Raw genomic sequence first — 24,838 nt, forward strand, 5'->3', positions numbered from 1 at the left:
CCCCAGAATCGCCCCGCTACACTAGCCGGAGTCGTCACCGAGAAGGAGTTCGCATTGAGCCCAGATAGCCGCCTGCTCGCAGGCCGATATCAGGTGGGCGAACTCATCGGCCGGGGCGGCATGTCGGACGTCCATCGCGGAACCGACACCCGGCTGGGCCGCACAGTGGCCATCAAGCTGCTCAAGCCGTCCCTCGCCACCGACCCGGCGTTCCGCACGCGGTTCCGGCAGGAGGCCCAGGCCGCCGCGCGCATGACGCACCCGACCATCGTCCGCGTCTTCGACGCCGGCGAAGAGACGGTGCGCGAGCCGGACGGCCACGAGGCGCAGCTTCCCTTCATCGTGATGGAGTACGTCGACGGCGTCCTCCTCAAAGACCTCATCAAGAAGGGCCCGCTGGAACGCGCGGAGGCCGTGCGCGTCACCGAGGGCATCCTCACCGCGCTCGAGTACTCGCACCGTGCCGGTGTGGTCCACCGCGACATCAAGCCGGGCAACGTGATGATCACGAAGGCCGGCCAGGTCAAGGTGATGGACTTCGGCATCGCCCGCGCCATCAGCGACTCCTCGGCGACCGTGGCCCAGACCACCGCCGTTCTCGGCACCGCCAGCTACTTCTCACCCGAGCAGGCCAAGGGCGAGTCGGTCGACGCGCGCACGGACCTCTACTCGACGGGCGTCGTGCTCTTCGAGATGCTCACCGGCCGGCCGCCGTTCCGCGGCGACACCCCGGTGGCGATCGCCTACCAGCACGTCAGCGAGACCGCGGTCCCGCCGAGCACCATCAACCCGAAGGTCTCCCCGGCGATGGATGTGGTCGTCGCCCGGGCGATGACGAAGGACCGCTTCGAGCGCTACCAGACGGTCGCCGAGTTCCGCGCCGACCTCGAGGAGGCCGCCGCCGGCCGCATCCCGAAGCGCAAGCACGAGGACGAGCTCGCCGAAACCCTGTTCGGGGCACCGCCGAGCTCTGTCTCCGGTCCGGAGGCCGCCTTCCGGCAGCTGGCCGAGGACCAGACGATGACGCGCACCCAGCGTCGTCCACCCGTGATCTGGATCTGGGCCGGAATCGCGATCATGGCGGTGGTCATCGTCGCCGTGCTCGCCTGGGTGCTCAGGCTCGCCCCGAGCACGACCATGCCCGACTCGTCCCGCAAGGTGCCGAACCTCTCCGGGCAGACCCTCGAGAAGGCCACCTCGCAGCTCGACGAGATGAAGCTGAAGTGGGTGCAGACCACGGAGTCGAGCCCCACCTACGCCGAGGGCCAGGTGATCCGCACCGATCCGGGCGCGGGCATCGTCGTCGCGACCGGCGACACCATCACGCTCTACGTCTCGACCGGCAAGAAGACGGTCTCGGTGCCGGATGTCCACAACATGACGGTGGATGCCGCCACCCAGGCCCTGCAACAGGCCGGCCTGACGGTCGGTCCGAAGACGTCGGAGAACTCCCCCGACGTGCCGGCGAACGTGGTGATCACGACCGATCCGGCCGCGAACGCCTCGGCGCACGAGGGCGATCCGATCGGCCTGCATGTGTCGAGTGGCAAGGTGACCCTGACCGACTTGACCGGCCAGACCATCCAGGCGGCGACGGGGATCCTGTCCCAGCTCGGCTTGACCGGGAATCCGAAGCCCGACCCGACGTGCCCCCAGGACAAGGGCGCGACCATGGTCCACACGCAGTCCGTCTCACCGGGCGACGTGCCGCAGGGGTCGACGGTCGATCTGACCTACTGCTCGGGCTGAGCCGACCCGGTCGACCGGCCGGGGATCAGCCCAGCTTCACCAGCGGGTTGAGTGCGCGGGACGCCTCCGCTGCACCGGCGAGGCCGGCGACCTCGAGCCAGTTGCCGAGCATCCGGTAACCGCCCTCGGTCAGCACGGACTCCGGGTGGAACTGGACGCCGTAGATCGGCGCCTCGACATGCTGCAGCGCCATGATCACACCGCCCGCCGTGCGCGCGGTCACCTGCAGGTCGTCGGGAAGCGTCCCGTCCACGACGGCGAGTGAGTGGTACCGGGTGGCCGTGAACGGCTGGGCGACGCCGTCGAACAGGTCGCTGTCGTCGTGGCTGACCTGCGAGGTCTTGCCGTGCATCAGTTCTTCGGCATTGGTGACGACGCCGCCGAACGCCTCGGCGATGGCCTGGTGCCCGAGGCACACGCCGAGCAGCGGCTGACCGGTGAGGAGCGCCTGCTGCACGACCGGGATCGAGACGCCGGCGTCGGCGGGCTTGCCCGGGCCGGGTGAGACGAGCACCGCGTCGTACTCGGCGAGCTTCGCCGGGAGGTCGGCCACGGCGATGTCGTCATTGCGCACCACGTCGGTCTCGGCCCCGAGCTCGCGCAGGTAGCCGTTCAGCGTGTAGACGAAGCTGTCGTAGTTGTCGATGACGAGTACGCGGGTCACGGGCCCACGGTACCTTCCTGCGGCCCGAGGAGCGAATCCACCCAGGGGAACACCCAGGTCACCAGGGCGAACAGCACCACCGCCACGAGGACGAGCAGGAGGAGGATGCGCAGCCACACCGGACCGGGCAGCACGCGCCACAGAGCTCCGTACACGATCAGCCTCCCTGCCCGACCGCGGCAGCGATCTCGCTCGGAACGTCCTGCGGCGGCGCGTACGACTGGAAGACGTTGTACGCGATGAGCCGCTCCCCCGCGTGGAACGGGGGGTTGCAGGTCGTGATGGTCATCAGTCGTTCGGTCGGGGTGGCCTGCGGCTGCCGAGGAACGGGCAGCAGCACCTGCACGGCCGATGGCTGGACGTACTCGAAGTTGCGGAAGACGTAGGTGTACCAGCCGTCGGCGGTCTGCACGTAGATGCGGTCGCCGATGTGCAGCTTCGAGAGGTCGATGAAGGTGTTGCCCCACCCCGAATCGTGACCGGCCACGGCGAAGTTGCCGACCTGGCCGGGAAGCTGGGTGTCGATGTAGTGGCCGACGCCCGCCGTGTAGCTGTTCAGCACGCGCTCGACGTCGACGGTCTGCCGGATGGTGCGCTTCCAGTCGGCGCCGAGCCGGGGAACGTACATGACCGCGAACGGCTGGTACGGAGCGGGCTTCGCCATCACGGGCGGATCGACTTGGGCAGTGGACGTGTCGGGGGCGGGCTTCGGCGCCTTGAGGGCGTCGTCGATCCACTTCTGGCTCTGCTCGGCGGCCGCGTTCGTCTGCTGCCCGGCCAGAACGAGGTTGTTCCACCAGACCTGCCAGCCGAGGAAGAGCAGGACCAGCACGCCGGCCGTGACCAGAAGCTCGCCGATGACACCGAGCACGGTGGGTCGGCGGTGCGGCCGAGCGGCGCGCCTGCGAGGGGTGGTCACGTCGCCGATTCTAGGGACTGTCGCTGGGAATCCTCGTGGTTGTCCACAGGCCTCCCCCGTTCGGGGGCATCAGCGTCCTCCGGAGCTTGCCCGCTACACTGTGGTGCTATGGCACGCAGCAAGTCCAAGACCAGAACCGAGCGCCCCGTGCGCGCAGAGCGCAGCGCCGCGGCATCCGGCGAAGAGGCCCCGAACCCCGTCTGGTTCAAGCCGGTCATGTTCGGCTTCATGCTGCTGGGCCTGATCTGGATCATCGTCTTCTACGTCAGCCAGAATCAGTACCCGATCCCCGCGCTCGGCGCGTGGAACATCCTCGTCGGCTTCGGCATCGCGTTCATCGGCTTCCTGATGACCACGCGCTGGCGGTAGCCCGCGACTCTCCGTGTCTTCCGGGCCCGGGACGGCGTCAGCCGCCCCGGGCTTCGTGTTTTCCACAGTTCTCCACAGGGTCCCTGTGAACAGTTGCCGCTCGTTCGGCCGGGATTTCCCCAGTGTTAATAAGCCTGTGGAGAGTTACAGGCGTGTAATTCCCCACAGTGTTAATAAGCCTGTGGATAACTTATCCACGCCGTGTGGGGAACTACACGAAGAAGTGGATGAGGCTGATGGCGACGAAGATGACGCAGAGCAGGACCAGCAGGGGCAGCTGCCAGCGCCGGCGCTGCGGCTGCCGGGTCTCCACATAGATCAGCCCGACCAGGAGACCGCCGATCAGTCCACCGACATGGGCCTGCCACGCGATGTTGAAGCCGGGCAGGAAGCCGATGCCGAGGTTGATCGCGAGCAGGACGAGCATCTGCGTCGCACTGCCGCCCAGTCGGCGCTGGATGATGAAGAAGGCCCCGAACAGGCCGAAGATGGCGCCGGAGGCGCCGAGGACGGGCTGCACCGGCGACGCCAGCAGCAGCACGCCCAGCGATCCAGCGAATCCGCTGATCAGGAACAACGCGAGATAGCGCGCTCGGCCGAGCAGAGGCTCCAGGGCCATGCCGAACACGAACAGCGTGTACATGTTCAGCGCGATGTGGATGATGTTGGCGTGCGCGAACACGCTCGTGAACATCCGCCACGGCTCGAAGCCGACGCCGAAGGTGCCGCCCGGGTACGAGTAGGCCCCGGCGTACACCAATGCGGAATTCACCGGCAGGCCGAGCAGCGACCCCAGAGTCTGGACGATGAAGACGACCACGCAGACCGCGATGATCGCGTACGTGACGACCGGAGCTCCGGAACCGGTGAGACGAGTCAGCCACGCGGGCTTGGTGCGCGGATGGGTGGCACGCTGCTGCGCCATGCACTCCGGGCAGATGAACCCGACCGCGGCCGGGGTCTGGCATTCACCGCAGATCGTCCGGCCGCAGCGCTGGCAGAGCACATAGCTCTGCCGGTCGGGGTGCCGGTAACAGTAGTTCGCGCGCGCGTCGACGGGCTGAGTCATGTGTGCTGCTCGCCCGTCCTTCCTCAGACCTGCTCGATGTCGATGGACTCGATGACGACGTCGTCGAGGGGCCGGTCCCGCGCGTCCGTGGGAACCTCGGCCAGCTTGTCGACGATCTTGCGGGACGCGTCGTCGGCGACTTCGCCGAAGATGGTGTGCTTGCCCTGCAGCCACGTGGTCGGCGCGACGGTGATGAAGAACTGCGAGCCGTTCGTGCCGCGGCCGCCCTGGATGCCGGCGTTGGCCATCGCGAGGATGTAGGGCTGCGTGAAGTCGAGGTCGGGGCTGATCTCGTCGTCGAACTGGTAGCCCGGTCCGCCGACGCCCTGGCCGAGCGGGTCGCCGCCCTGGATCATGAAGCCCGGGATGATGCGGTGGAAGACCACGCCGTCGTAGAGAGGAGTCTTGGACTTCTCTCCCGTGGCGGGGTGCGTCCACTCGATCTCGCCCGTCGCCAGCCCGACGAAGTTCCGCACCGTCTTCGGCGCGTGGTTGCCGAAGAGGTTGACCTTGATGTCTCCGTAGTTAGTGTGGAGCGTGGCGACAGCGGTGTGCTTAGACATGGCACCAATTCTTGCACAGCGCGTATAGCTGACTTGGGCGGGCTCGAGACCTCTCGGGCCATCCCCAGCCCTTTCGGTGGCAAGATGGAGTCAGTCGCCACCCCGACCAACGGAGGAACAGATGAGCCTGACACGGAAGCGCAAGAAGGAGCTCAAGCGACTGCGCAGCGGAGCCGAGGACCTGTGGACTCAGCAGCAGGAGGTTCTGGCCAACGCCAACGCCCTCGCTGCCGAGGCGCGCAAGCAGGCGGCCTACTACACGCGTGAGGAGATCGCGCCGCGCGTCCGTGACGGTTACGACCAGTACGTGCGTCCGGCGGCTCACACCGCGAAGAAGACGGCGACCCACTATGCGGGCCAGGCACGGCAGCGCGTGGTGAACGACGTCATCCCTGCGGTGGGCACGGCCGTCGGCACCGCGCTCTCGGTGGTCGACCACGCTCGAGCAGCCCGTGCGGCCGCTTTCGCCGGCGACTTCACGAAGGCGGGCAAGGAGCTCTCGAAGAAGCCGAAGGCTCCCGCACAGAAGTCCGGCCCTGGCGCCGGTGGCGTGATCGCGATCGGTCTCGGAATCGTCGCGGCCGTCGGTCTGCTGTACGCCGTCTGGCAGACCTTCCGCGCAGACGACGAGCTGTGGGTCGCCGATGAGGAGCCCACCACACCGTCGACGCCCGCGGCTCCGGCTGCCGAGGCGCCGCAGCAGTAGCGGCGAACCGGATCAGGGTCTGTTCGGGGGTTACCCCGATGGTGCGGCGTGCGCGCCGCTGCGAGTCTGGGATGCATGAGCACTCTGATGCGTCCCCGTGATGGCCGTGTGATCGCCGGCGTATGCGCCGGCCTGGCGAACCGCTTCGGCCTCCGGCCGTGGACGGTCCGCGTCCTGTTCCTGCTGTCGTGCCTGCTGCCGGGCCCGCAGTTCATCGCCTACCTGGTGATGTGGATCGTCATCCCCGGCGAACAGGCACGCGGAACGGCGACGGTCTAGCGGTCGTCGCCCGCCCCCGCCGTTCCGAGCCCGACCGCTCCCAGCCCGGCCATCCCCAGCGCGGTGTCGACGAGCTCGACCCGACGGCTCGGGATGCGGTCGAGGTGGAACCACGCGGCCTCGTCCGTCGTGCCGTCGACCTCGTTCGTGAGCGACCCGCCCACGACCCTGGCCCGGTAGACGATCCGGAGCGCGTGCATCGGTCCGGCGTCCGGTACGAAGCGGTGCTCGCCGGGGATCACCTTCGAGTCGATTCCGAGCAGTTCGCCCGCCTCGGCGAGATAGCCGGTCTCTTCCGCGATCTCGCGGACCACCGCATCCACCGGGTCCTCGCCCGGGTCGATGCCGCCGCCCGGCAGCGTCCAGCCGGAGCGGCCGCTCTCGTTCCAGTGGGCGAGAAGGATGCGATCGCCGTCGACGATGACACCGTATGCAGCGACTCTGATATCCACCGCACCAACCTACTGCCATTGTCGGAGGACCCGGGCAGACTAGGGGTGATGCCCGAACTGCCGGAAGTCACCGCCCTCGCCGCCGACCTCGATGGCCGGCTGAAGCAGCGCGTCATCGACCGTCTGAGCATCGCCGCCTTCTCGGCTCTGAAGACCTTCGATCCTCCGGCCGACGCCCTCCACGGACTGACCATCTCCGGCGTCAGCCGGCACGGCAAGTTCCTCGACATCGCCGCAGGAGACCTCCACATCGTGGTGCACCTCGCCCGTGCCGGGTGGATCCGCTGGCGCGATTCCCCTCCGCCGCCTTCCACCGGGCGTCTGGGCAAGGGCCCGCTCGCGGCGCGGCTGGTCCTCGACGACGGCTCGGGGCTCGACATCACCGAGGCCGGCACCAAGAAGAGCCTCGCCATCTACGTCGTTCGCGATCCCGCCGACGTTCCCGGCATCCAGCGTCTCGGCCCCGATCCGCTCGACCCGTCGTTCACCGAGGAGGTCTTCGCAGGCATCCTCGCCGGGCAGGGGCGGGCGCAGATCAAGGGCGTCCTGCGCAATCAGTCGCTGATCGCGGGCATCGGGAACGCCTACTCCGACGAGATCCTCCACGTCGCCAAGATGTCGCCGTACAAGCCGGCCAGCATGCCGCCGGAGGACGTCGCCCGGCTGTACGAAGCGATGCGGTCCACACTGAGGGAGGCACTGGCCCGCGCCGACGGCCTGGCCGCGTCCGAGCTGAAGAGCGAGAAGAAGTCGAATCTGCGTGTGCACGGCCGTACCGGCCAGCCCTGCCCGGTGTGCGGAGACACCATCCGGCAGGTCATCTTCCACGACTCGACCTTCCAGTACTGCCCGACGTGCCAGACGGGCGGCAAGCCGCTGGCCGACCGCGTCCTCTCCCGGCTGCTCAAGTAGCCGAAGGCATCAGCAGTCGCAGGCGATGCCCGGGGGCGCCGTGAGCGGGTCCACCGAGCGTTCGAGCGGACCGGCGTCGTCCACCGTCGGCAGTCCCTCCCGCACCCAGTACTCGTAACCGCCGATCATCTCCCGCACCTCGTAGCCGAGCCGGCTGAGCGCGAGGGCGGCTCGGGTGGACCCGTTGCATCCCGGACCCCAGCAGTAGACGACGACGGGCATATCGATCGGGATCAGCTGGGACGCATGCTCGTCGATCTGGGCGGTCGGCAGATGCACGGCCCCCTCCACCCGACCCTGAGCCCACCCGACAGCGGCGCGGCTGTCCACCAGGACGAAGCGCTCACCGCGCTCGAACGCGGCATGGACATCGGACGGATCGGTCTCGAAGCGGAGCTTCGCCGCGAAGTGCTGGATGGCGTCGGCAGTGGTTGTCGTCATGCCTCGAGACTAGGAAAATGCGGCCTTCGGCTGAAGGAGCGATCAACGGCCTTGGAGCCGTCCCGCCGTCGATCTCATGGCAGAATCACGCCATGGCCGTCACATCCACGTTCGCTGTCGACAGCACCGATCGCAGTATCCTCGCCGAGCTGCAACGCGACGGCAGGCAGTCGATCGCCGAGCTCGCCCGCACGGTGCACATGTCGAACAGCGCGGTCGCCGAGCGCGTACGGCGACTGGAAGAGGCCGGCGTGATCACGGGCTACCGGGCGGTCGTCGATCCCGAGAGGCTGGGCTACGGCATCCTCGCCTACCTCCGGCTGCGCTACCCCAGCAGCCAGTACACGCCGCTGCACGATCTGCTCGCGGAACTGCCGGAGGTGGTGGAGGCGCACCACGTCACGGGAGACGACTGCTTCATCCTCAAGGTGGTGGCGACCTCCATGCGGCACCTGGAGCAGATCAGCGGCCGCGTCGGAACACTCGGCAGCGTGACGACGAGCGTCTCGTACTCGAGCCCGTTCCCGACGCGGACGATCGTGCCGCCGGAATGAACCACGGACACCCGTAAGGGTGGAGCCTAGGAGATTCGAACTCCTGACATCCTGCTTGCAAAGCAGGCGCTCTACCAACTGAGCTAAGGCCCCGTGAGAAGTGATGGTGGGGATACGAGGACTTGAACCTCGGACCTCTTCGTTATCAGCGAAGCGCTCTAACCGCCTGAGCTATATCCCCGAATGGGCAGATACGAGACTACCCGATCTGCCCGAGCATTGCGAAATCGGTCAGTTGTTGGTGAAACCGACCAGCAGACCGCCGGTGATCTTCACCGAGAGGTTGTAGAGCAGCGCGAACACGGCGCCCAGAGCGGTCACCACGACGATGTCGAGGATCGCCACGATGAGCGAGAAACCCATCACCTGACCCAGCCCCAGGATGGATCGGAGGTCACTGCCGCCGGCGCCCGAGATGTCCTTGAACAGGCTGTTGATCTGGTCGAAGATGCCCGTGCGGTCGAGCACCGTCCAGATGAGGAACGTGCCGACGATCGCGATGATCGCGAGGCAGATCCCGGCGAGGAACGACAGCTTCACGGTCGACCAGAAGTCGATGTACACCAGCTTCAGCCGCACCTGCTTGGCGGATGCGGGTCGACGGGACGACTTCTTGGCCAACTTCTCGGCGACGCTACTGCTCATCTACGGTTTCATCCTTCCCGACGGCCTCGGCGTCCTCCGCGGGAAGGGAGGATTCGAGATCACGCTCGGTGTTCTTCGCCAGTGCGATGATCTTGTCCGACTCGGCGAAACGTGCGAAGACGACACCCATGGTGTCGCGGCCCTTGGCTGGTACCTCGGCCACGGCAGAGCGTACCACCTTGCCGCTGGCAAGAACCACAAGGACCTCGTCGTCTTCGCCCACGATGAGCGCGCCCACGAGGTCGCCCCGGTCGTCGCTGAGTTTGGCCACCTTGATGCCCAGACCGCCGCGGTTCTGCAGGCGGTACTGGTCTGCTGCGGTGCGCTTGGCGTAGCCGCCCTCGGTGACGACGAAGACGTAGCCCTCGTCGGAGACGACCGACGCGTCGAGCAGGCTGTCGTCGCCGCGGAAGTGCATGCCGATGACGCCCGAGGTCGACCGGCCCATCGGTCGGAGTGCCTCGTCGGACGCCGTGAAGCGGATCGACATGCCCTTGCGGGAGACGAGCAGCAGGTCGGAGTCCTCTTCGACCAGGAGTGCGGAGACGAGCTCGTCGTCCTCGCGCAGCTTGATCGCGATGATCCCGCCGGTGCGGTTGGTGTCGTACTCCTCGAGGGCGGTCTTCTTGATCAGGCCGTCGCGGGTCGCGAGCACCAGGTACTTGGCCGCCTGGTAATCGCGGATGTCGAGGATCTCGGCGATCTCCTCATCCGGCTGCATGGCGAGCAGGTTGGCGACGTGCTGGCCCTTGGCGTCGCGGCCGGCCTCCTGCACCTCGTACGCCTTGGCGCGATACACGCGCCCCTTGTTCGTGAAGAAGAGGAGCCAGTGGTGCGTCGTGGTCACGAAGAAGTGGTCGACCACGTCCTCGCCGCGCAGCTGCGCCCCCTTCACGCCCTTTCCGCCGCGGTGCTGGCTGCGGTAGTTGTCGCTCCGCGTCCGCTTGATGTAGCCGCCGCGCGTGACGGTGACCACCATCTCCTCTTCGGGGATGAGGTCTTCGACGCTCATGTCGCCGTCGTAGCCGAACATGATCTCGGTGCGCCGGTCGTCGCCGAAGCGGTCGACGATCTCGGTCAGCTCCTCGCTGACGATCGAACGCTGACGCGCCGGGTCGTCGAGGATCGCGTGGAACTCGGCGATCTGCTTCTCGATCGCATCCGCCTCGTCCACGATCCGCTGACGCTCGAGGGCCGCCAGGCGGCGGAGCTGCATCGCGAGGATCGCATCCGCCTGGACGTCGTCGACGTCGAGCAGGGTCTTCAGTCCCTCGCGTGCGTCGTCGACCGTTGGCGAGCGGCGGATGAGCGCGATGACCTCGTCGAGCGCGTCGAGGGCCTTGAGGTAGCCGCGCAGGATGTGCGCGCGCTCCTCGGCCTTGCGCAGGCGGTACTGCGTCCGCCGGACGATGACCTCGATCTGGTGGTCCACCCACGCGGTGATGAATCCATCGAGGGCCAGCGTGCGAGGCACGTTGTCGACGATCGCGAGCATGTTCGCGCCGAAGTTCTCCTGCAGCTGCGTGTGCTTGTACAGGTTGTTCAGCACGACCTTCGCGACGGCGTCGCGCTTCAGCACGATCACCAGGCGCTGGCCGGTGCGTCCGGAGGTCTCGTCGCGGATGTCGGCGATGCCGCCGATGCGGCCCTCCTTGACCAGGTCCGCGATCTTGATCGCCAGATTGTCCGGGTTCACCTGGTACGGCAGCTCGGTGACGACGAGGCAGACCCGGCCCTGGATCTCCTCGATCGTGACGACGGCACGCATCGTGATCGAGCCGCGACCGGTGCGGTAGGCGTCGTGGATGCCCTTGACGCCCAGGATCTGCGCGCCGGTCGGGAAGTCCGGTCCCTTGATCCGCTTGATGAGCTCCTCGAGCAGCTCCTCTCGGGAGGCCTCGGGATGCTGCAGGTGCCAGAGCGCGCCGTCCGCCACCTCGCGCAGGTTGTGCGGCGGGATGTTCGTGGCCATGCCGACCGCGATGCCGACGGAGCCGTTGACGAGCAGGTTCGGGAAGCGGCTCGGCAGGACGGCCGGCTCCTGGGTGCGCCCGTCGTAGTTGTCCTGGAAGTCGACGGTCTCCTCGTCGATGTCGCGCACCATCTCCAGCGCGAGCGGGGCCATCTTCGTCTCGGTGTACCGCGGGGCGGCTGCGCCGTCGTTGCCCGGGGAGCCGAAGTTGCCCTGGCCGAGGGCCAGTGGGTAGCGCAGGCTCCACGGCTGGACCAGTCGCACCAGGGCGTCGTAGATCGCGGAGTCGCCGTGCGGGTGGAACTGACCCATCACGTCGCCGACGACGCGAGCGCACTTCGAGAACGCCTTGTCCGGCCGGTACCCGCCGTCGAACATCGCGTAGATGACGCGGCGGTGCACCGGCTTGAGCCCGTCGCGCACCTCGGGCAGTGCACGCCCGATGATGACCGACATGGCGTAGTCGAGGTACGACCGCTGCATCTCCGACTGCAGGTCGACCTGGTCGATCCTGCCGTGGATGCCGAAGCCGGCTCCGCTCTCGCCCGACACGTTCTCTTCGTCCGTCACAGTCTTCTCTTCCTCGTGATTCCTCGTCGTTCACCCATGCCGGAGCATCAGATGTCGAGGAACCGCACGTCCTTGGCGTTCTTCTGGATGAACGAGCGTCGCGACTCGACGTCCTCGCCCATCAGGGTGGCGAAGATCTCGTCGGCCGCTGCCGCGTCGTCGAGGGTGACCTGCAGAAGCGTCCGGGTCTCCGGGTTCATCGTGGTCTCCCACAGCTCCTGGTAGTCCATCTCACCCAGACCCTTGTAGCGCTGCACGCCGTTGTCCTTGGGGATGCGCTTGCCCGCCGCGAGGCCCTCGGCCAGGAAGGCGTCACGCTCACGGTCGGAGTACACGTACTCGTGCTCGGCGTTCGACCACTTGAGCCGGTACAGCGGCGGCTGCGCCAGATAGACGTAGCCGAGCTCGATCATCGGGCGCATGTAGCGGAACAGCAGGGTCAGCAGCAGCGTCGTGATGTGCTGGCCGTCGACATCGGCGTCGGCCATGAGCACGATCTTGTGGTACCGCGCCTTCTCCGGGTCGAAGTCCTCGCCGATGCCGGCGCCGAACGCCGTGATCATCGCCTGCACCTCGTTGTTGCCGAGGGCACGGTCGAGCCGCGCCTTCTCGACGTTGAGGATCTTGCCGCGCAGCGGCAGGATCGCCTGCGTCTCGGGGTTGCGGCCCTGCACGGCGGAGCCGCCGGCCGAGTCGCCCTCCACGATGAAGATCTCCGAGATCGTCGGGTCCTTCGACTGGCAGTCCTTGAGCTTGCCCGGCATCCCGCCGCTCTCCAGCAGCCCCTTGCGGCGGGCGGTCTCGCGCGCCTTCCGGGCGGCGAGCCGCGCGGTCGCGGCCTGGAGCGCCTTGCGGATGATGTCCTTCGCCTGGTTCGGGTTGCGATCGAACCAGTCGCCGAGCTGATCGCCGACGACCTTCTGCACGAAGGCCTTGGCCTCGGTGTTGCCGAGCTTCGTCTTCGTCTGGCCCTCGAACTGCGGCTCGGAAAGCTTCACGGAGATGACCGCCGTCAGACCCTCGCGCACGTCGTCGCCGGAGAGGTTGTCGTCCTTCTCCTTGAGGATGCCCTTCTCACGCGCATACCGGTTCACCAGCGTGGTCAGCGCAGCACGGAATCCCTCTTCGTGCGTTCCACCCTCGTGGGTGTTGATCGTGTTCGCGTAGGTGAAAACGCTCTCGTTGTAGCTGGTCGTCCACTGCATGGCGACCTCGAGAGCGATCTTGCGCTCGGTGTCCTCCGACTCGAACGAGATGATCTCGTCGTGGACGACCTCCACCTTCTTCGCGGAGTTGAGGTACTGCACGTAGTCCATCAGACCGCGCTCGTAGAGGAAGACCTCGTGGCGCGGTGTGTACTCCTCGTCGACCTCGCCCTCCACGGGCTCGATCTCGGGGGTGCGCTCGTCGGTGATCGCGATGCGGAGGCCCTTGTTGAGGAACGCCATCTGCTGGAAGCGCGTGCGCAGCGTCTCGTAGTCGAACTCGATCGTCTCGAACGTGTCGGCGCTCGGCCAGAACGTGATGATCGTCCCGGTGCGGTCGGACGCCTCGCCCTTCTCGAGGGGCGCCTGCGGCACACCGTTGCGGTAGCTCTGCCGCCAGACGTGACCCTGCCGGTGCACCTCGACGTCGAGGCGGCTGGAGAGGGCGTTCACGACAGAGCTTCCGACGCCGTGGAGTCCACCGGACACCGCGTACCCGCCGCCGCCGAACTTGCCGCCGGCGTGCAGGATCGTGAGGACGACCTCGACCGTCGACTTCTTCTCGACCGGGTGCTCATCGACCGGGATGCCACGACCGTTGTCGTCGACCCGCACGGCGCCGTCCGGGAGGATGGTCACCTCGATGTTGTCGGCGTGCCCGGCGAGGGCCTCGTCGACGGAGTTGTCCACGATCTCGTAGACCAGGTGGTGAAGCCCGCGGGGACCGGTCGAACCGATGTACATTCCGGGTCGCTTGCGGACGGCTTCGAGACCCTCGAGGACCTGGATCTCATTCGCGCCGTATTCGTGTTCCGTCCCGGCCGCGTTCGGTTCCATCGTCATATGAAATTAGGCTCCTGACCGCACTCAACAGTGACGTTCCATTCTACCAAGAGCCGGGCGACGAATTGCCCGAAAACGGCCGTCTGAGGCATTTTCCGTGCCAGGGCGACCTCTTTTGTGCTCTCAGCCGTAAGTATCGCGCGGGCCACGCCCTGGAATCGACCTGGGACCTCTTTTCCAGGAGGGGGCGTCCGGCCCCTGAAAACGGATCGACTCGATGCCGGCCTCGGGGAATCGCTCCGCGATCCGTGCGAGCAGCTCGGAGCGCATCATCCGAAGCTGCGTCGCCCACGCCGTCGACTCGCACCGGACCACCAGCACACCGTCCGTGATCTGGTCCGGTTCGGCATGCTTCGCGGTCTCCTCGCCGGCCAGCTCACGCCATCCGTCCAGCAGGTCGGACTTCGCGAGGGCGGAGGTCCAGCCGAGCTGCGCCGCGAGCGCATCGACCACGTCTCCGACGCCGCGTGGATCGCGCCCGGAGCCGAAGGGCTGACTTCCGGTGGTGCTCTCCTCGCGCCGGGGACCGCGACGACTCCGGGAGGTCGTTCCCGTGAACAACGCTTTCAGCCGCAGGTAGACGGCGGAAGCCTCGCTCTCGCCGGGCGCGACGCGGGATGTGCGATCAGGCATCGGGGGTCTCCACGATCGCGCCGGCCTCGATGCGGACGGTGTGCGCCGTGAGTTCGTCGGGCACGTCGTCGTACACGGCCGCGGTGATGAGCACCTGTTCGTAACCGGCCACGGCGGTTGCCAGCATCCGTCGCCGAGCCTGGTCGAGCTCCGCGAAGACGTCGTCGAGGATGAGCACGGGGTCGCCGGTCGTCGACTCCTGGCGGAGCAGCTCCGCCGACGCCAGCTTGAGCGCGAGGGCGAAGGACCACGACTCTCCGTGGCTGGCATACCCCTTCGCGGGAAGAGCGTTGAGTTCGAACAGCACGTCGTCGCGGTGCGGCCCGACGAGGGTGAGACCGCGGTCGAGCTCCTTCCTGCGCACCGCCGCGAGAGCCCGGCGGAACGCCTCCGGCGTCGCGACACCGGCTGAGCCGGTCACATCGTCCTCCGCCGCGCCGTCCTCGTCATCGACCTGCGCGCCGTGGATGGTGAGCTGCGGGATGAGCCGCGGGTGGTGATCGTCGCCGGCGACGGACCGATAGGCCGCGACGAGCGGATCGCTGAGACGCGCGACCAGGTCGAGGCGCGCATCCATCAGCTCGGATCCGAGCTGGACGAGCCGGTCGTCCCAGATCTCGAGGGTGCCGAGCTGATCCTCCCGGACGCGGGACGCTCTCGCCGACTTCAGCAGAGTGTTCCGCTGCTTCAGAACACGCTCGTAATCGGCGATCACGGCGGAGAAGCGCGGGTTTCGCTGAATGAGCAGCTGATCGAGGAACCGCCGGCGGATCCCCGGCTCGCCGCGCACCAGCGCGAGGTCCTCCGGAGCGAACAGCACGCTGGAGAAGTACCGCGGCAACTCGCGCGGCTTGATCGCCGACCGGTTCACCTGAGCCCGGTTCGGCGTGCTGCGATTGAGCTGCACCTCGACCAGGAGCTCCCGGCCGTCGTGCTGGATCCTGGCGCGGACGATCGCGGCGTCCGCATCCTTCCGGATCATCGCCTGATCGCTCGACACCCGATGCGACCCGAGGGTGCTCAGGTAGCCGAGCGATTCGACGAGGTTGGTCTTCCCCTGGCCGTTGCGGCCGACGAACAGGTTCGCGCCGGCCGCGAACGGCACTTCCGCGGTGCGGTAGTTGCGGAAGTCGGTCAGGGAGAGGTGTGTGACACGCACAGAGTTTTCAGTTCACGCGGTTTCGGTCCGCGCCTCAGTCGACGGCCTTCACGGCGTGCCCGCCGAACTGGTTCCGCAGGGCCGCGACCGCCTTCATGGCCGGCGAGTCCTCCTGGCGCGAGACGAAGCGCGCGAAGATCGATGCGCTGATCGTGGGGACGGGGACGGCGTTGTTGAGCGCCTCCTCCACCGTCCAGCGACCCTCGCCCGAGTCCTGCACGTAGCCCTCGATGTGCTCGAACTCCGGATCCTGCTCCAGAGCGCGGACCAGCAGGTCGAGCAGCCACGAGCGGACGACCGTCCCGCGCTGCCAGGCCTTGAAGGTGCCGGTGACGTCCTTGATGATGTCCTTGCGCGTGTCGAGGAGCTCGTATCCCTCGGCGTAGGCCTGCATCAGCGCGTACTCGATGCCGTTGTGCACCATCTTCGCGTAGTGGCCGGCGCCGACCTCGCCCACGTGGACGAAGCCTTCGTCGCGCGGACCTTCCGGTCGCAGCGCGTCGAAGACCGGCATGACCCGCGCGACCTGCTCGGCCGAACCGCCGACCATGAGGCCGTAGCCGTTCTCGAGACCCCAGATGCCGCCGGAGACCCCGGCATCCATGAAGTCGACACCGCGCGGAGCGAGCAGCTCGGCGTGCTTGAAGTCCTCCGTGAACTTGGAGTTGCCGCCGTCGATGACGAGGTCGCCCTTCTCGAGCAGCGGTTCGAGCTCGCGGATCACGGAGTCGGTGATCTCGCCGGCGGGCACCATGACCCAGACGGTGCGCGGCGCCGGGAGCGCCGCGACGAGGTCGGCCACGGTCGCGACGTCAGAGACCTCGGGGTTCGTGTCGTATCCGGTGACGTCGATGCCGTTCTTCTCGAGCCGGGCGCGCATGTTGTTGCCCATGCGTCCGAGGCCGATGAGGCCGATGTGCATGATTGTCCTTCTCTTCCTTCGCTATCTGCGGCGCCGGGATCTAGCGCAGGAGCAGGTTGGGCTGGAGCAGGTACTTGTACGAGTCCGCGCCTGCCTGATCCTTGGACGTCTGGCTCGTGATGAGCACAGGGCCCGGCTTGTTGGGGTTCTCGGTCTTGGTGAACGAGATGCGCACGAATTCCGAGTGCACCGCACCGAGACCATCGAGCAGGAACTGCGGCTTCAATGAAACCACCGTCTCCTGGCCAGTGAGAAGAGCGTCGATGCTCTCGGATGCTTGCGCCTGCTCGGACCCGATCGCTTCCAGCGTCAGCCCGTCGGCGGTGAAGGTGTAGCGGAGCGCGGCCTCGCGCTCGAGGACGAGGGCGACACGCCGGGTCGCCTCGATGAGCTCTGCGGTGTTCATCACCGCGTAGTTGTCCACTTGCTCCGGGAAGAGGCGGCGCACGGGCGGGAAGTTGCCCTTGATCAGCAGCGACGTGACGGTCTTCCTGTCCGCCGTGAACGCGATCAGCTCGCGGTCGTCGCGGTTGGTGATCGAGATGGACACGGTGCCGCTGTGCCCGAACGTCTTGCCGATCTCGGTCAGTGTCCGCGCCGGGACGAGGGCCGTGACCGGCTCTCCCGCAGTGGTGCCGTTGTCCCAGTCGATCTCGCGGACGGCAACGCGGTAGCGGTCGGTGGCGACGAGGCCCAGGGTGTTGTCTCCGACTTCGAGCTGCACGCCCGTGATCACGGGAGTCACGTCGTCGCGGGAGGCGGCGACGCCCACCTGCGCGACGGCTTCCGCGAATTCCTCCGCCGGCACGAGGCCGGCCTCGCCGCCGACCTGCGGGATGCTCGGGTATTCCTCGACGGGCATGGACAGCAGGGTGAAGTTGGCCGAACCGGCCCGGACCACGATCTTCGAGTCCTCTGTCGAGAACTGCACGGGGGCGTTCGGGAGCTTCGACGCGATCTCGGCGAGGAGGCGACCGGAGACCAGGACACGTCCGGGCTCCTCGACCTCCGCGGAGATCTCGGTCTGGGCCGACACCTCGTAGTCGAAGGACGACAGCTGGAGTCCGTTGTCCGTCGTCTCGATGAGGACGCCGCTCAGGATGGGCAGAGTCGTCCGCTGCGGCAGGAGCTTCACCGCGAAGGAGACAGCCTCGCTGAACACATCCCGATTGGCTTGGAACTTCACGAAGTCACCTCTGTCGGCTTGACGGTCACGGACGTCACAAATCCTAGCGCCTGGGTTGTGACGGGGAAGCGGCCGCCCCCTGAGCCCTTGAGGTTGTCGTCTGCCCTCATTGAAAAGAGTTAAGGAGTAATCGTGTTAACCGCTGTGGAAAATGTGGATAACTCTGTTGAGGCCGCGCGATCACAGGGAACTACACCGCGGTGACTTGTTGATGACCTGAGGAATCCGGGTGTTCACAACGATCGACCGGGATGTGGCCGAGCGGCCCCTTTGCACAGCATGCGGATCGCCGTCCCCATTAAACGTGTGGTTCTCCGGAGGCTCTCCACAAGTTATCCACAAGTGTTAATAACGCACTGTCCCCACTCTGGGGATGGATATGTGGATAAGTTCTGCGCTACAAGGGCGCGTCGCTACTTGCCGTAGCGGTGGTTCTGCTTGATCCGGCTCGTGAGCTCGGTGACCTGGTTGTAGATCGAGCGGCGCTCCTTCATGAGCTCGCTGATCTTCTTGTTCGCGTACATGACGGTGGTGTGGTCACGCCCGCCGAACAGCTGGCCGATCTTGGGCAGGGACAGGTTCGTCAGCTCACGACACAGGTACATGGCGATCTGGCGTGCCGTGGCGACCGCCTGCGACCGGCTGGAGCCGTAAAGGTCGTCGACGGTGAGCTTGAAGTACTCGGCCGTGTTGGTGATGATGTCGGTCGGCGCGATCACGTTGTCGTCATCGAGCGTGATCAGATCCTTGAGGACGGTCTGCACCAGGGGCATGTCGACCGGGGTGCGGTTGAGGCTCGCGAATGCGGTGACGCGGATCAGCGTCCCCTCCAGCTCACGGATGTTGCTCGACACCTTCGACGCCATGAACTCGAGGATGTCGTCCGGCACCTGGATCTTCTCGCTCTGCGCCTTCTTGCGGAGGATCGCGATGCGCGTCTCGAGGTCGGGCACCTGGACGTCGGTGATCAGACCCCACTCGAAGCGGGAGCGCATCCGGTCTTCGAACCCGGTGAGGTGCTTGGGCGGCAGATCGGAGGTGATGACCACCTGCTTGTTGTGGTCGTGGAGGGTGTTGAAGGTATGGAAGAACGCCTCCTGCGTCTCGACCGCCCTCTGCAGGAACTGGATGTCGTCGATCAGCAGGATGTCGATGTTGCGGTACCGCGCCTGGAAGGACGAGCCGCGGTTGTTCGCGATGGAGTTGATGAAGTCGTTGGTGAACTCCTCGGACGACACGTATCGGACGCGGATGCCCGGGTACAGGCTCATCGCGTAATGACCGATGGCGTGGAGGAGGTGGGTTTTACCGAGACCGGAGTCGCCGTAGATGAAGAGCGGGTTGTACGCCTTGGCCGGCGCCTCGGCCACGGCCACCGCGGCCGCGTGGGCGAACCGGTTGGACTGGCCGATGACGAAGTTGTCGAAGCTGTACTTGGCGTTCAGCCGGGTGTCGCCGCCCCGTGGGGGCGCCGTGATCTCCGTCGGGGTCGACACCACCTGAGCGGGTTGCTCGACATAGGCGGCGGCCGACTCCATCTCCGGCGCAGGGCCGGCCATGGTGTCCTGCTGGATCTCCGGGTTGACGACGATTGCGAAGGTGTTGACCTCGAGGGTGTCGTCGAGAGAACCGATCGCGTGAAGGAGGGGGACGCGGCTGCGCTGCTCGATCATCCCGCGGGTGAACTCGTTGGGCACCTCCAGGTAGAAGGTGCCGGCCATGATGCCCTTGGGCTCGACCAGGCTGAGGAACCCGTACAGCTGCGGGGTGATCCGGTCGTCGGTCTCGAGCTTCCCGAGCACGTCCTGCCATGCCGCAGCTATGGACTCTTCGCCGCCTGCCATTGTTCCCCGTCTTCGTCTGTGTTGCGGATGCCGTCAGCCCGACGAGGGGACGAGTCGACCCCCGGTGACTCTCGTCGGGTTGGCGGCTTCGGATGCCGCCGGTGGGTATTCACAGAGTTATCCACCGCTGTGTGAGCAATACCGTAGCGATCTCCGGCCAGAATTGGCATGGCCTGGGGATAACTTTCGACCTCACGGTAACTTGTCCACAGAAGGCCGATCAAATCCGATCGGCGGCATACGACGGCGCGTCGGGCATCGGTTCCCTGCCAATCCCGTGCATAATCAATGGATTTGACTCGATCGGTTTGACCTCATCCGGTCCGAGGCCGTAGTTTTAATCAGTTGACTTGCGGCCGTTTCGGCTGCCCTGTAACTTTCCTGGCCTCCCCGTGCTGGCTCTTTCTCTCAGCACAGGCCTGTGAAGAGACCACCACGGAGATAGATATGAGCAAGAGAACTTTCCAGCCGAACAACCGCAAGCGCGCGAAGACCCACGGCTTCCGCCTCCGCATGCGCACCCGCGCGGGTCGCGCCATCCTCTCCGCTCGCCGCCGCAAGGGCCGCGAGAAGCTCTCGGCGTAACCGCTTCCGGTGCTCGCGAAAGCCAATCGCATCACGCGGGGGGCGGACTACCGGGCGACCGTACGACGCGGTGCTCGCTTCACAGGAGCGTCCACCGTCACGTACATCCGCCCGAATCCGGACTCCGATGTGGTGCGATTCGGCTTTATCGTGAGCAAGACGGTCGGTAATGCGGTGATGCGGAACCGGATCCGTCGGCGGCTCAAGGCGGCTGCGTACGATCTGCTCCCGCGGTACACATCGAATCCGGGCGATCCTGCCGGAGTCGACGTGGTCGTGCGCGCATTGCCAGCCTCCGTTCAAGCGCCGTGGGCTAGCCTGCACGAAGAGCTCTCACGGGCCTCGTCCCGTTTCACCAGCCGCAGTCATCTCAGTAAGGGCAGCGTCCGTTCATGAACACCGCGCTCGCAGCAGTGCTCCTCGCACCGCGCAATGCCGCGGTGCTGGTGCTGCGCGCGTACCGCGCCGTGATCTCCCCTCTGTACGGCGATGTCTGCCGCTACTACCCCTCGTGCTCGGCCTACGCGCTGCAGGCCATCCAGCAGCACGGCGTGGTGGTGGGCTCGTTCCTCGGCATCCGGCGCATCGCCCGGTGCCACCCGTGGGCGGCCGGCGGGGTCGACGACGTCCCCCCGGCGAAGAAGCCGCGGTATCGGGTGACCCCGTTCGGATTCGTCGTGGCCACCAGCCACGGCAGCGTCATCAGTCAGCGAAGGGCCTAGCAACAACTCATGGACATCATCGGTACCATCCTCTGGCCCATCAAATGGGTCGTGGAGCTGATCCTCGTCGCCTTCCACTGGCTGTTCACGCAGATGGGTCTCGACCCGGCGGCGGGCATCACCTGGGTGCTGGCGATCGTCGGTCTGACGGTCGTCGTTCGTGCGGCCCTGATCCCGATCTTCGTGCGTCAGATCAAGAACCAGCGACGGATGCTGGAGATCGCGCCACAGCTGAAGAAGATCCAGGACAAGTACAAGGGCAAGAAGGATCAGTTCTCTCGCGAGGCCATGTCGCGAGAGACGATGGACCTCTACAAGAAGACCGGCACGAACCCGCTGAGCTCGTGCCTGCCGCTGCTGCTGCAGATGCCCGTGTTCTTCTCCCTGTTCCAGGTGCTGAACGGAGCTCAGAGCGGCCACGCCGGCGTGGGTCCGCTGAACGAGACGCTCGCGCAGCAGTTCGGAAACGCCACGCTGTTCGGCGTCGCGCCCCTCCACCAGAGCTTCCAGGGCGCGATGAACGCCCACCCGCCGCAGGTCGCCGTGATGGTCATAGCAGCCGTTATGGTCGTGCTGATGACGGGCTCGCAGTTCCTGACGCAGCTGCAGATCGTCTCCAAGAACATGTCGCCGGAGACCAAGGCGAGCCCGCAGTTCAAGCAGCAGCGCATCCTGCTGTACCTGCTCCCGTTCGTCTTCCTCTTCTCCGGCTTCGCCTTCCCGCTCGGTGTCATGTTCTACTGGCTGACCTCGAACCTCTGGACCATGGGCCAGCAGTTCCTCGTCATCCGCAACATGCCGACCCCGGGCTCGGATGCGGCGAAGGCGCGCGAGGCACGCCTGGCGAAGAAGGGCAAGCTCGTTCAGGAGGACGGCGCCACGGTGCTGACCGTCGAGGAGCAGCCGAAGAAGCAGCAGCCGCAGCGCGTGCAGCCGGTGAGCAAGGCGCGCGCGAAGAAGCAGGCCGGAAAGTAGTTAGGATCTTCAACCGATGACCGACGTGCAGACCTCCTCCCCCGAGCCCGCCGACCTCACCGACGTGGCTGCGGACGACACCGCCGTGGCGGCCGAGACGGCCGAACCGACCGCTGCCGATCTCGATCGCGAAGGCGACATCGCTGCCGACTACATCGAGGAACTGCTCGACATCGCCGACATCGACGGTGACATCGACATCGACACCCGCAATGGGCGTGCCTACATCTCCGTGAACACGGATGACGACGCATCGAATCTTTCTCTGTTGGCGAATGCCGACACGGTCGCCGCACTGCAGGAGCTGACTCGCCTCGCCGTGCAGAACCAGACCGGCGGGTACTCCCGACTCATCCTGGACATCGCGGGATCCCGCGATGCTCGCCAGGCCGAGCTGGCCCGATTGGTCGACCGCGCGATCGAGCGTCTCGACGAGGGCGCGGCCGAGGCCGCTCTCCCGCCGATGTCCTCCTACGAGCGCAAGCTTGTTCATGACGTGGTGTCGGAGCGTGGCTACGTCTCGACCTCGCGGGGCGAGGGTCGCGATCGTTACACGGTCATCACGGCGAGCTAGTTTCACGTGAAACTGTGAGCGACGTCGAGCAGGAACCGGAGGCGGCGGCCGCCCTCTTCGGTGACCGTATTGAACTCGCGCGTCGATTCACTCAGAACCTCGCGGACCAGGGTGAAGAGCGCGGACTTATCGGTCCGCTCGAGCTCCCCCGCTTGTGGTCTCGGCACATCCTGAATTGCGCCATCGTTGCTCCCCTCCTCCGACCTGGGCGAGTGGGTGATGTCGGCAGCGGAGCCGGCCTTCCCGGGCTCGTCCTCGCGATCGCACGACCCGACGTGTCGTTCGTTCTGATCGAGCCGATGGAGCGCCGGATTGCGTGGCTCAACGAGCAAGTCACCGAACTGGGCCTTGAGAACGTGACAGTGCTGCGGGCCCGGGCGGAGGACGTGCGCATCGACGCGCCTCTGGATCAGGTGACGGCGCGCGCGGTCAGTGCCTTCCGCAAGCTCCTCCCCCTGACGGCTCCCCTGCTCCGGGACGGCGGTGAGCTCGTTCTGATGAAGGGCGCGGGCGCGCCAGCCGAGGTCGAGGCGGCGGCCAAGGAAATCAGGAAGTACAAGGTGAGCGATATCGAGGTTCTGACCCTCGGCGAGGGCGTTCTGGCGGAAGTCACCCGGGTCATACGCGCTCGCGTCCGCTGACGCACTCCGTCCAATGCGGCTGAGGATCGCTCTGTGGCATCCGAAGCGCGTGCTTCCGTTGTCTGAGAGCCATCGTGCGCCTCGCTCCGCCTCCTCGGACGCTCCGGTTTTGCACGATGTGGTGTCGGATGGGGCTGATTCCGAGCCCTGGATCGCTCCATGTGACCTCGGGCTTCGCATGTGGTGGGTCACGGGCCATCACGGGTATCACGACTATCGCGGGGTGGATGGTCTGAATGGAGATCAGGGCTCGTTGGTCGGGATTGACCCGAGAACCCGTGTCGCGGTTGTGACAGACTGTGGTCTGTCGGTATCGACCGAGCACCTTCGGCCAAGGGGTCATCAACGAAGTTGGAGTCACGCACCGCGGTCTCTCTCCGGTAGGTACGAGATCACGGCGGCAGGCCTTGACGAGATGATCATCGGTGCGGGCGTGACTCGCGCCGGGTGACCAAGCTCGGCGTGGTCCATTCGATTGGTCGTCCGGCCCTCGGGTTCGAAGCAGTGGGATGTCGATCCGTCGCCTTGCGATGCGTGTGCGAACCGAGTTCCCGCCGCTCTCCTGCTGGTGCGTATGGAGGCTTTCCCCCTCCCCTATCCGTTGTCGTCTGGTTCTCCGCATCGCTCGAGGTCGAGACGCTGAGATTGAGTGTTGTGAGCCGATGGTCCGATCGGTGGGAAGAGCGTTGAGGGTGAAGCAACGGGACGCGGCGCGCGAGCGCTGCGAGACTGCCGTGCTGGTTGGGCTCTGGGGGCCGTTGAAGCGGGCACCCTCGAGCGGTGCCGCCGCTGGCTGGCCTCACGATGGGTAAGGTTTCACGTGAAACGGCCGCGTCGATTGGTGTCGGACGTACACGCTGCAATAGCTGCTCATTAAGGGGCGCGGCGAACTATGGGACCGCCGGGTCGAGTCCTGCATCGGGCATCGGACACTTTCTGCTTTCGCATGGTGCCGAAGCGCTGTATCGGAACCGGAAGGTCTGTAGGGCCCGTTCATGCGACGGACTCGCGCGACAAACAGGGCCCCGACAGAGGCGACTCGTCAGGCGTACCGATCGTCGCGCCCGGAATGGTGCCGCACAATGTGGTCCTGTTTCACGTGAAACGTCAGGTTCGCGGTTCGCCCGCGTCTCCCCCGGGTTTGCCCGCCCAGGACCCGGTGGCCGTCAGGTGGTGCGGTCTGCACGCAGATGTGGAGCGACCGCTGCGTTTGGCAATCGACCGGGATGTGCACGAGCATGGTGCGCCGCAGGATCCCCGCTCTGGAATTCTGACCCGGGAGGCGTTGCGCAGTGTTTCACGTGAAACGGTCTCCATGTGGGGGGTCCGCGTGCACTCTGCGCCCTCGCTCGATGGCGACCTCCACGGTTGCGCGCCGGCGTCTGTCGGAGGTCGGTTGGGGCTCACACTGGTGCGGCACCATGAGTTCTCACCGTCACCAGGTACGGGTGCCATCGGGCGGACCCCACGAATCAGACGTTCACGATTGACGTTTTGACTCGCGAGCCCGATCCTGCAACATCGGGCTCAGCCGCCCCCGCGGATGAGTCGTGCGGACCGAGCGGTTCGGGGCAACAGAGCCGATTCCGTACGACATGCGGTGGCGGTGGCGGTGGCGGTCTGGCGGCGATAGAGCTGCCATGCGGGCGTACCGCTACTGGGCGCTGGGCCGGCGGACGCGTCCG

27 protein-coding genes and 2 tRNA genes are annotated in these 24,838 nt (G+C 66.4%); 12 read left to right on the top strand and 17 right to left on the bottom strand.

Features of this window, described 5'->3' with window-relative positions; all coding sequences use genetic code 11:
* Nucleotides 1-54 precede the first annotated feature (54 nt).
* On the top strand, nt 55-1,749 hold the full coding sequence (gene pknB / locus BLW09_RS17885; protein WP_172824255.1) for a Stk1 family PASTA domain-containing Ser/Thr kinase: 1,695 nt from the start codon (nt 55-57) through the stop codon (nt 1,747-1,749).
* A 25-nt stretch (nt 1,750-1,774) separates the two neighbouring features.
* Here pknB and BLW09_RS17890 read toward each other — a convergent pair whose 3' ends face one another.
* From BLW09_RS17890 to BLW09_RS17895, 3 genes are read right to left on the bottom strand one after another with little or no spacing between them, the layout of a single operon-like run.
* Complete coding sequence (locus BLW09_RS17890; RefSeq protein WP_089915977.1) at nt 1,775-2,413, bottom strand: anthranilate synthase component II; 639 nt, start codon at nt 2,411-2,413, stop codon at nt 1,775-1,777.
* Complete coding sequence (locus tag BLW09_RS19120; RefSeq protein WP_172824257.1) at nt 2,410-2,568, bottom strand: hypothetical protein; 159 nt, start codon at nt 2,566-2,568, stop codon at nt 2,410-2,412. The genes BLW09_RS17890 and BLW09_RS19120 overlap by 4 nt, the downstream gene beginning before the upstream one ends.
* Before the next feature lie 2 nt (nt 2,569-2,570).
* A complete protein-coding gene (locus tag BLW09_RS17895; protein ID WP_231946942.1) occupies nt 2,571-3,332 on the bottom strand; it encodes a class E sortase in 762 nt (253 codons plus the stop codon).
* Between the two features lie 108 nt (nt 3,333-3,440).
* Between BLW09_RS17895 and BLW09_RS17900 the strand changes: the two genes are divergently transcribed.
* Entirely contained in the window at nt 3,441-3,701 is a 261-nt protein-coding gene (locus BLW09_RS17900) for a cell division protein CrgA (protein WP_018189048.1), read from the top strand.
* Nucleotides 3,702-3,912: 211 nt separating this feature from the next.
* Here the strand turns inward: BLW09_RS17900 and BLW09_RS17905 are convergent, their stop codons facing one another.
* Both BLW09_RS17905 and BLW09_RS17910 read right to left on the bottom strand, forming a co-directional pair.
* Nucleotides 3,913-4,770: a rhomboid family intramembrane serine protease gene (locus BLW09_RS17905; protein ID WP_231946944.1), complete on the bottom strand. Its 858-nt coding sequence runs from the start codon at nt 4,768-4,770 to the stop codon at nt 3,913-3,915.
* Between the two features lie 23 nt (nt 4,771-4,793).
* The gene (locus BLW09_RS17910) at nt 4,794-5,333 is read right to left on the bottom strand and encodes a peptidylprolyl isomerase (RefSeq protein ID WP_018189046.1); all 540 of its coding nucleotides are present in this window, start codon (nt 5,331-5,333) and stop codon (nt 4,794-4,796) included.
* Nucleotides 5,334-5,454: 121 nt separating this feature from the next.
* Between BLW09_RS17910 and BLW09_RS17915 the strand changes: the two genes are divergently transcribed.
* On the top strand, nt 5,455-6,039 hold the full coding sequence (locus tag BLW09_RS17915) for a hypothetical protein (protein ID WP_089915987.1): 585 nt from the start codon (nt 5,455-5,457) through the stop codon (nt 6,037-6,039).
* A gap of 75 nt (nt 6,040-6,114) precedes the next feature.
* Nucleotides 6,115-6,318, top strand: a complete 204-nt coding sequence (locus tag BLW09_RS17920; RefSeq protein WP_089915990.1) for a PspC domain-containing protein — start codon at nt 6,115-6,117, stop codon at nt 6,316-6,318.
* Here the strand turns inward: BLW09_RS17920 and BLW09_RS17925 are convergent.
* Complete coding sequence (locus BLW09_RS17925) at nt 6,315-6,770, bottom strand: NUDIX hydrolase (RefSeq protein WP_089915993.1); 456 nt, start codon at nt 6,768-6,770, stop codon at nt 6,315-6,317. The genes BLW09_RS17920 and BLW09_RS17925 overlap by 4 nt on opposite strands.
* A 48-nt stretch (nt 6,771-6,818) precedes the next feature.
* On the opposite strand from BLW09_RS17925, the gene BLW09_RS17930 reads away from it, so the two are divergent.
* Entirely contained in the window at nt 6,819-7,682 is an 864-nt protein-coding gene (locus BLW09_RS17930; protein ID WP_089915996.1) for an Fpg/Nei family DNA glycosylase, read from the top strand.
* A gap of 9 nt (nt 7,683-7,691) precedes the next feature.
* On the opposite strand, the gene BLW09_RS17935 is transcribed toward BLW09_RS17930, so the two are convergent.
* The gene (locus BLW09_RS17935) at nt 7,692-8,123 is read right to left on the bottom strand and encodes a rhodanese-like domain-containing protein (protein WP_089916000.1); all 432 of its coding nucleotides are present in this window, start codon (nt 8,121-8,123) and stop codon (nt 7,692-7,694) included.
* Nucleotides 8,124-8,215: 92 nt separating this feature from the next.
* Here BLW09_RS17935 and BLW09_RS17940 point away from each other — a divergent pair, with 92 nt between their 5' ends.
* Nucleotides 8,216-8,677, top strand: coding sequence for an Lrp/AsnC family transcriptional regulator (locus BLW09_RS17940; RefSeq protein ID WP_089916003.1), 462 nt, complete (start codon nt 8,216-8,218; stop codon nt 8,675-8,677).
* Between the two features lie 20 nt (nt 8,678-8,697).
* Here BLW09_RS17940 and BLW09_RS17945 read toward each other — a convergent pair.
* The 10 genes from BLW09_RS17945 to dnaA all read right to left on the bottom strand — a co-directional run bounded on the left by BLW09_RS17945 (nt 8,698) and on the right by dnaA (nt 19,656).
* A tRNA-Ala gene (locus BLW09_RS17945) sits at nt 8,698-8,770 on the bottom strand.
* An 11-nt stretch (nt 8,771-8,781) separates the two neighbouring features.
* A tRNA-Ile gene (locus BLW09_RS17950) sits at nt 8,782-8,858 on the bottom strand.
* A 50-nt stretch (nt 8,859-8,908) separates the two neighbouring features.
* On the bottom strand, nt 8,909-9,322 hold the full coding sequence (locus tag BLW09_RS17955; protein WP_089916006.1) for a DUF3566 domain-containing protein: 414 nt from the start codon (nt 9,320-9,322) through the stop codon (nt 8,909-8,911).
* Nucleotides 9,312-11,864 (bottom strand): DNA gyrase subunit A, encoded by a 2,553-nt coding sequence (gyrA, locus tag BLW09_RS17960; protein ID WP_089916009.1) that lies wholly within the window; start codon nt 11,862-11,864, stop codon nt 9,312-9,314. The genes BLW09_RS17955 and gyrA overlap by 11 nt, the downstream gene beginning before the upstream one ends.
* 47 nt (nt 11,865-11,911) lie before the next feature.
* Nucleotides 11,912-13,912, bottom strand: coding sequence for a DNA topoisomerase (ATP-hydrolyzing) subunit B (gene gyrB, locus BLW09_RS17965; protein ID WP_089916013.1), 2,001 nt, complete (start codon nt 13,910-13,912; stop codon nt 11,912-11,914).
* 123 nt (nt 13,913-14,035) lie between these two features.
* Nucleotides 14,036-14,545: a DUF721 domain-containing protein gene (locus tag BLW09_RS17970; protein WP_089916016.1), complete on the bottom strand. Its 510-nt coding sequence runs from the start codon at nt 14,543-14,545 to the stop codon at nt 14,036-14,038.
* A complete protein-coding gene (recF, locus tag BLW09_RS17975; RefSeq protein ID WP_089916032.1) occupies nt 14,538-15,704 on the bottom strand; it encodes a DNA replication/repair protein RecF in 1,167 nt (388 codons plus the stop codon). The genes BLW09_RS17970 and recF overlap by 8 nt, the downstream gene beginning before the upstream one ends.
* 34 nt (nt 15,705-15,738) lie before the next feature.
* Nucleotides 15,739-16,626, bottom strand: a complete 888-nt coding sequence (gene gnd / locus BLW09_RS17980; protein WP_089916037.1) for a phosphogluconate dehydrogenase (NAD(+)-dependent, decarboxylating) — start codon at nt 16,624-16,626, stop codon at nt 15,739-15,741.
* A 40-nt stretch (nt 16,627-16,666) separates the two neighbouring features.
* The gene (gene dnaN / locus BLW09_RS17985) at nt 16,667-17,812 is read right to left on the bottom strand and encodes a DNA polymerase III subunit beta (protein ID WP_089916038.1); all 1,146 of its coding nucleotides are present in this window, start codon (nt 17,810-17,812) and stop codon (nt 16,667-16,669) included.
* Nucleotides 17,813-18,225: 413 nt separating this feature from the next.
* Nucleotides 18,226-19,656 (bottom strand): chromosomal replication initiator protein DnaA, encoded by a 1,431-nt coding sequence (gene dnaA / locus BLW09_RS17990; protein WP_089916042.1) that lies wholly within the window; start codon nt 19,654-19,656, stop codon nt 18,226-18,228.
* Nucleotides 19,657-20,103: 447 nt separating this feature from the next.
* Here dnaA and rpmH point away from each other — a divergent pair, with 447 nt between their 5' ends.
* Genes rpmH through rsmG form a run of 6 tightly spaced genes read left to right on the top strand, consistent with a single transcriptional unit; the run spans nt 20,104 to nt 23,153 of the window.
* Complete coding sequence (gene rpmH / locus BLW09_RS17995) at nt 20,104-20,241, top strand: 50S ribosomal protein L34 (protein ID WP_018189031.1); 138 nt, start codon at nt 20,104-20,106, stop codon at nt 20,239-20,241.
* A 9-nt stretch (nt 20,242-20,250) separates the two neighbouring features.
* On the top strand, nt 20,251-20,637 hold the full coding sequence (gene rnpA, locus BLW09_RS18000) for a ribonuclease P protein component (protein WP_089916045.1): 387 nt from the start codon (nt 20,251-20,253) through the stop codon (nt 20,635-20,637).
* Complete coding sequence (gene yidD / locus BLW09_RS18005; protein WP_089916049.1) at nt 20,634-20,963, top strand: membrane protein insertion efficiency factor YidD; 330 nt, start codon at nt 20,634-20,636, stop codon at nt 20,961-20,963. The genes rnpA and yidD overlap by 4 nt, the downstream gene beginning before the upstream one ends.
* 9 nt (nt 20,964-20,972) lie before the next feature.
* A complete protein-coding gene (gene yidC, locus BLW09_RS18010; RefSeq protein WP_089916051.1) occupies nt 20,973-21,938 on the top strand; it encodes a membrane protein insertase YidC in 966 nt (321 codons plus the stop codon).
* Nucleotides 21,939-21,954: 16 nt separating this feature from the next.
* Entirely contained in the window at nt 21,955-22,512 is a 558-nt protein-coding gene (locus BLW09_RS18015; RefSeq protein ID WP_089916054.1) for a Jag family protein, read from the top strand.
* Between the two features lie 14 nt (nt 22,513-22,526).
* Nucleotides 22,527-23,153: a 16S rRNA (guanine(527)-N(7))-methyltransferase RsmG gene (gene rsmG / locus BLW09_RS18020; RefSeq protein WP_089916056.1), complete on the top strand. Its 627-nt coding sequence runs from the start codon at nt 22,527-22,529 to the stop codon at nt 23,151-23,153.
* Nucleotides 23,154-24,838: the final 1,685 nt, after the last annotated feature.

This window comes from Leifsonia sp. 21MFCrub1.1, from assembly GCF_900107895.1.
Lineage (GTDB): Bacteria > Actinomycetota > Actinomycetes > Actinomycetales > Microbacteriaceae > Leifsonia > Leifsonia soli.

Bases quoted from the DNA above. Each gene is read 5' to 3' on its own strand.
- BLW09_RS17900 (WP_018189048.1), top strand. From the start codon at position 3,441: ATGGCACGCAGCAAGTCCAAGACCAGAACCGAGCGCCCCGTGCGCGCA.
- BLW09_RS17905 (WP_231946944.1), bottom strand. From the start codon at position 4,770: ATGACTCAGCCCGTCGACGCGCGCGCGAACTACTGTTACCGGCACCCC.
- BLW09_RS17910 (WP_018189046.1), bottom strand. From the start codon at position 5,333: ATGTCTAAGCACACCGCTGTCGCCACGCTCCACACTAACTACGGAGAC.
- BLW09_RS17915 (WP_089915987.1), top strand. From the start codon at position 5,455: ATGAGCCTGACACGGAAGCGCAAGAAGGAGCTCAAGCGACTGCGCAGC.
- BLW09_RS17920 (WP_089915990.1), top strand. From the start codon at position 6,115: ATGAGCACTCTGATGCGTCCCCGTGATGGCCGTGTGATCGCCGGCGTA.
- BLW09_RS17930 (WP_089915996.1), top strand. From the start codon at position 6,819: ATGCCCGAACTGCCGGAAGTCACCGCCCTCGCCGCCGACCTCGATGGC.
- BLW09_RS17935 (WP_089916000.1), bottom strand. From the start codon at position 8,123: ATGACGACAACCACTGCCGACGCCATCCAGCACTTCGCGGCGAAGCTC.
- BLW09_RS17940 (WP_089916003.1), top strand. From the start codon at position 8,216: ATGGCCGTCACATCCACGTTCGCTGTCGACAGCACCGATCGCAGTATC.
- BLW09_RS17955 (WP_089916006.1), bottom strand. From the start codon at position 9,322: ATGAGCAGTAGCGTCGCCGAGAAGTTGGCCAAGAAGTCGTCCCGTCGA.
- gyrB (WP_089916013.1), bottom strand. From the start codon at position 13,912: ATGACGATGGAACCGAACGCGGCCGGGACGGAACACGAATACGGCGCG.
- BLW09_RS17970 (WP_089916016.1), bottom strand. From the start codon at position 14,545: ATGCCTGATCGCACATCCCGCGTCGCGCCCGGCGAGAGCGAGGCTTCC.
- gnd (WP_089916037.1), bottom strand. From the start codon at position 16,626: ATGCACATCGGCCTCATCGGCCTCGGACGCATGGGCAACAACATGCGC.
- dnaA (WP_089916042.1), bottom strand. From the start codon at position 19,656: ATGGCAGGCGGCGAAGAGTCCATAGCTGCGGCATGGCAGGACGTGCTC.
- rpmH (WP_018189031.1), top strand. From the start codon at position 20,104: ATGAGCAAGAGAACTTTCCAGCCGAACAACCGCAAGCGCGCGAAGACC.
- yidD (WP_089916049.1), top strand. From the start codon at position 20,634: ATGAACACCGCGCTCGCAGCAGTGCTCCTCGCACCGCGCAATGCCGCG.
- yidC (WP_089916051.1), top strand. From the start codon at position 20,973: ATGGACATCATCGGTACCATCCTCTGGCCCATCAAATGGGTCGTGGAG.
- BLW09_RS18015 (WP_089916054.1), top strand. From the start codon at position 21,955: ATGACCGACGTGCAGACCTCCTCCCCCGAGCCCGCCGACCTCACCGAC.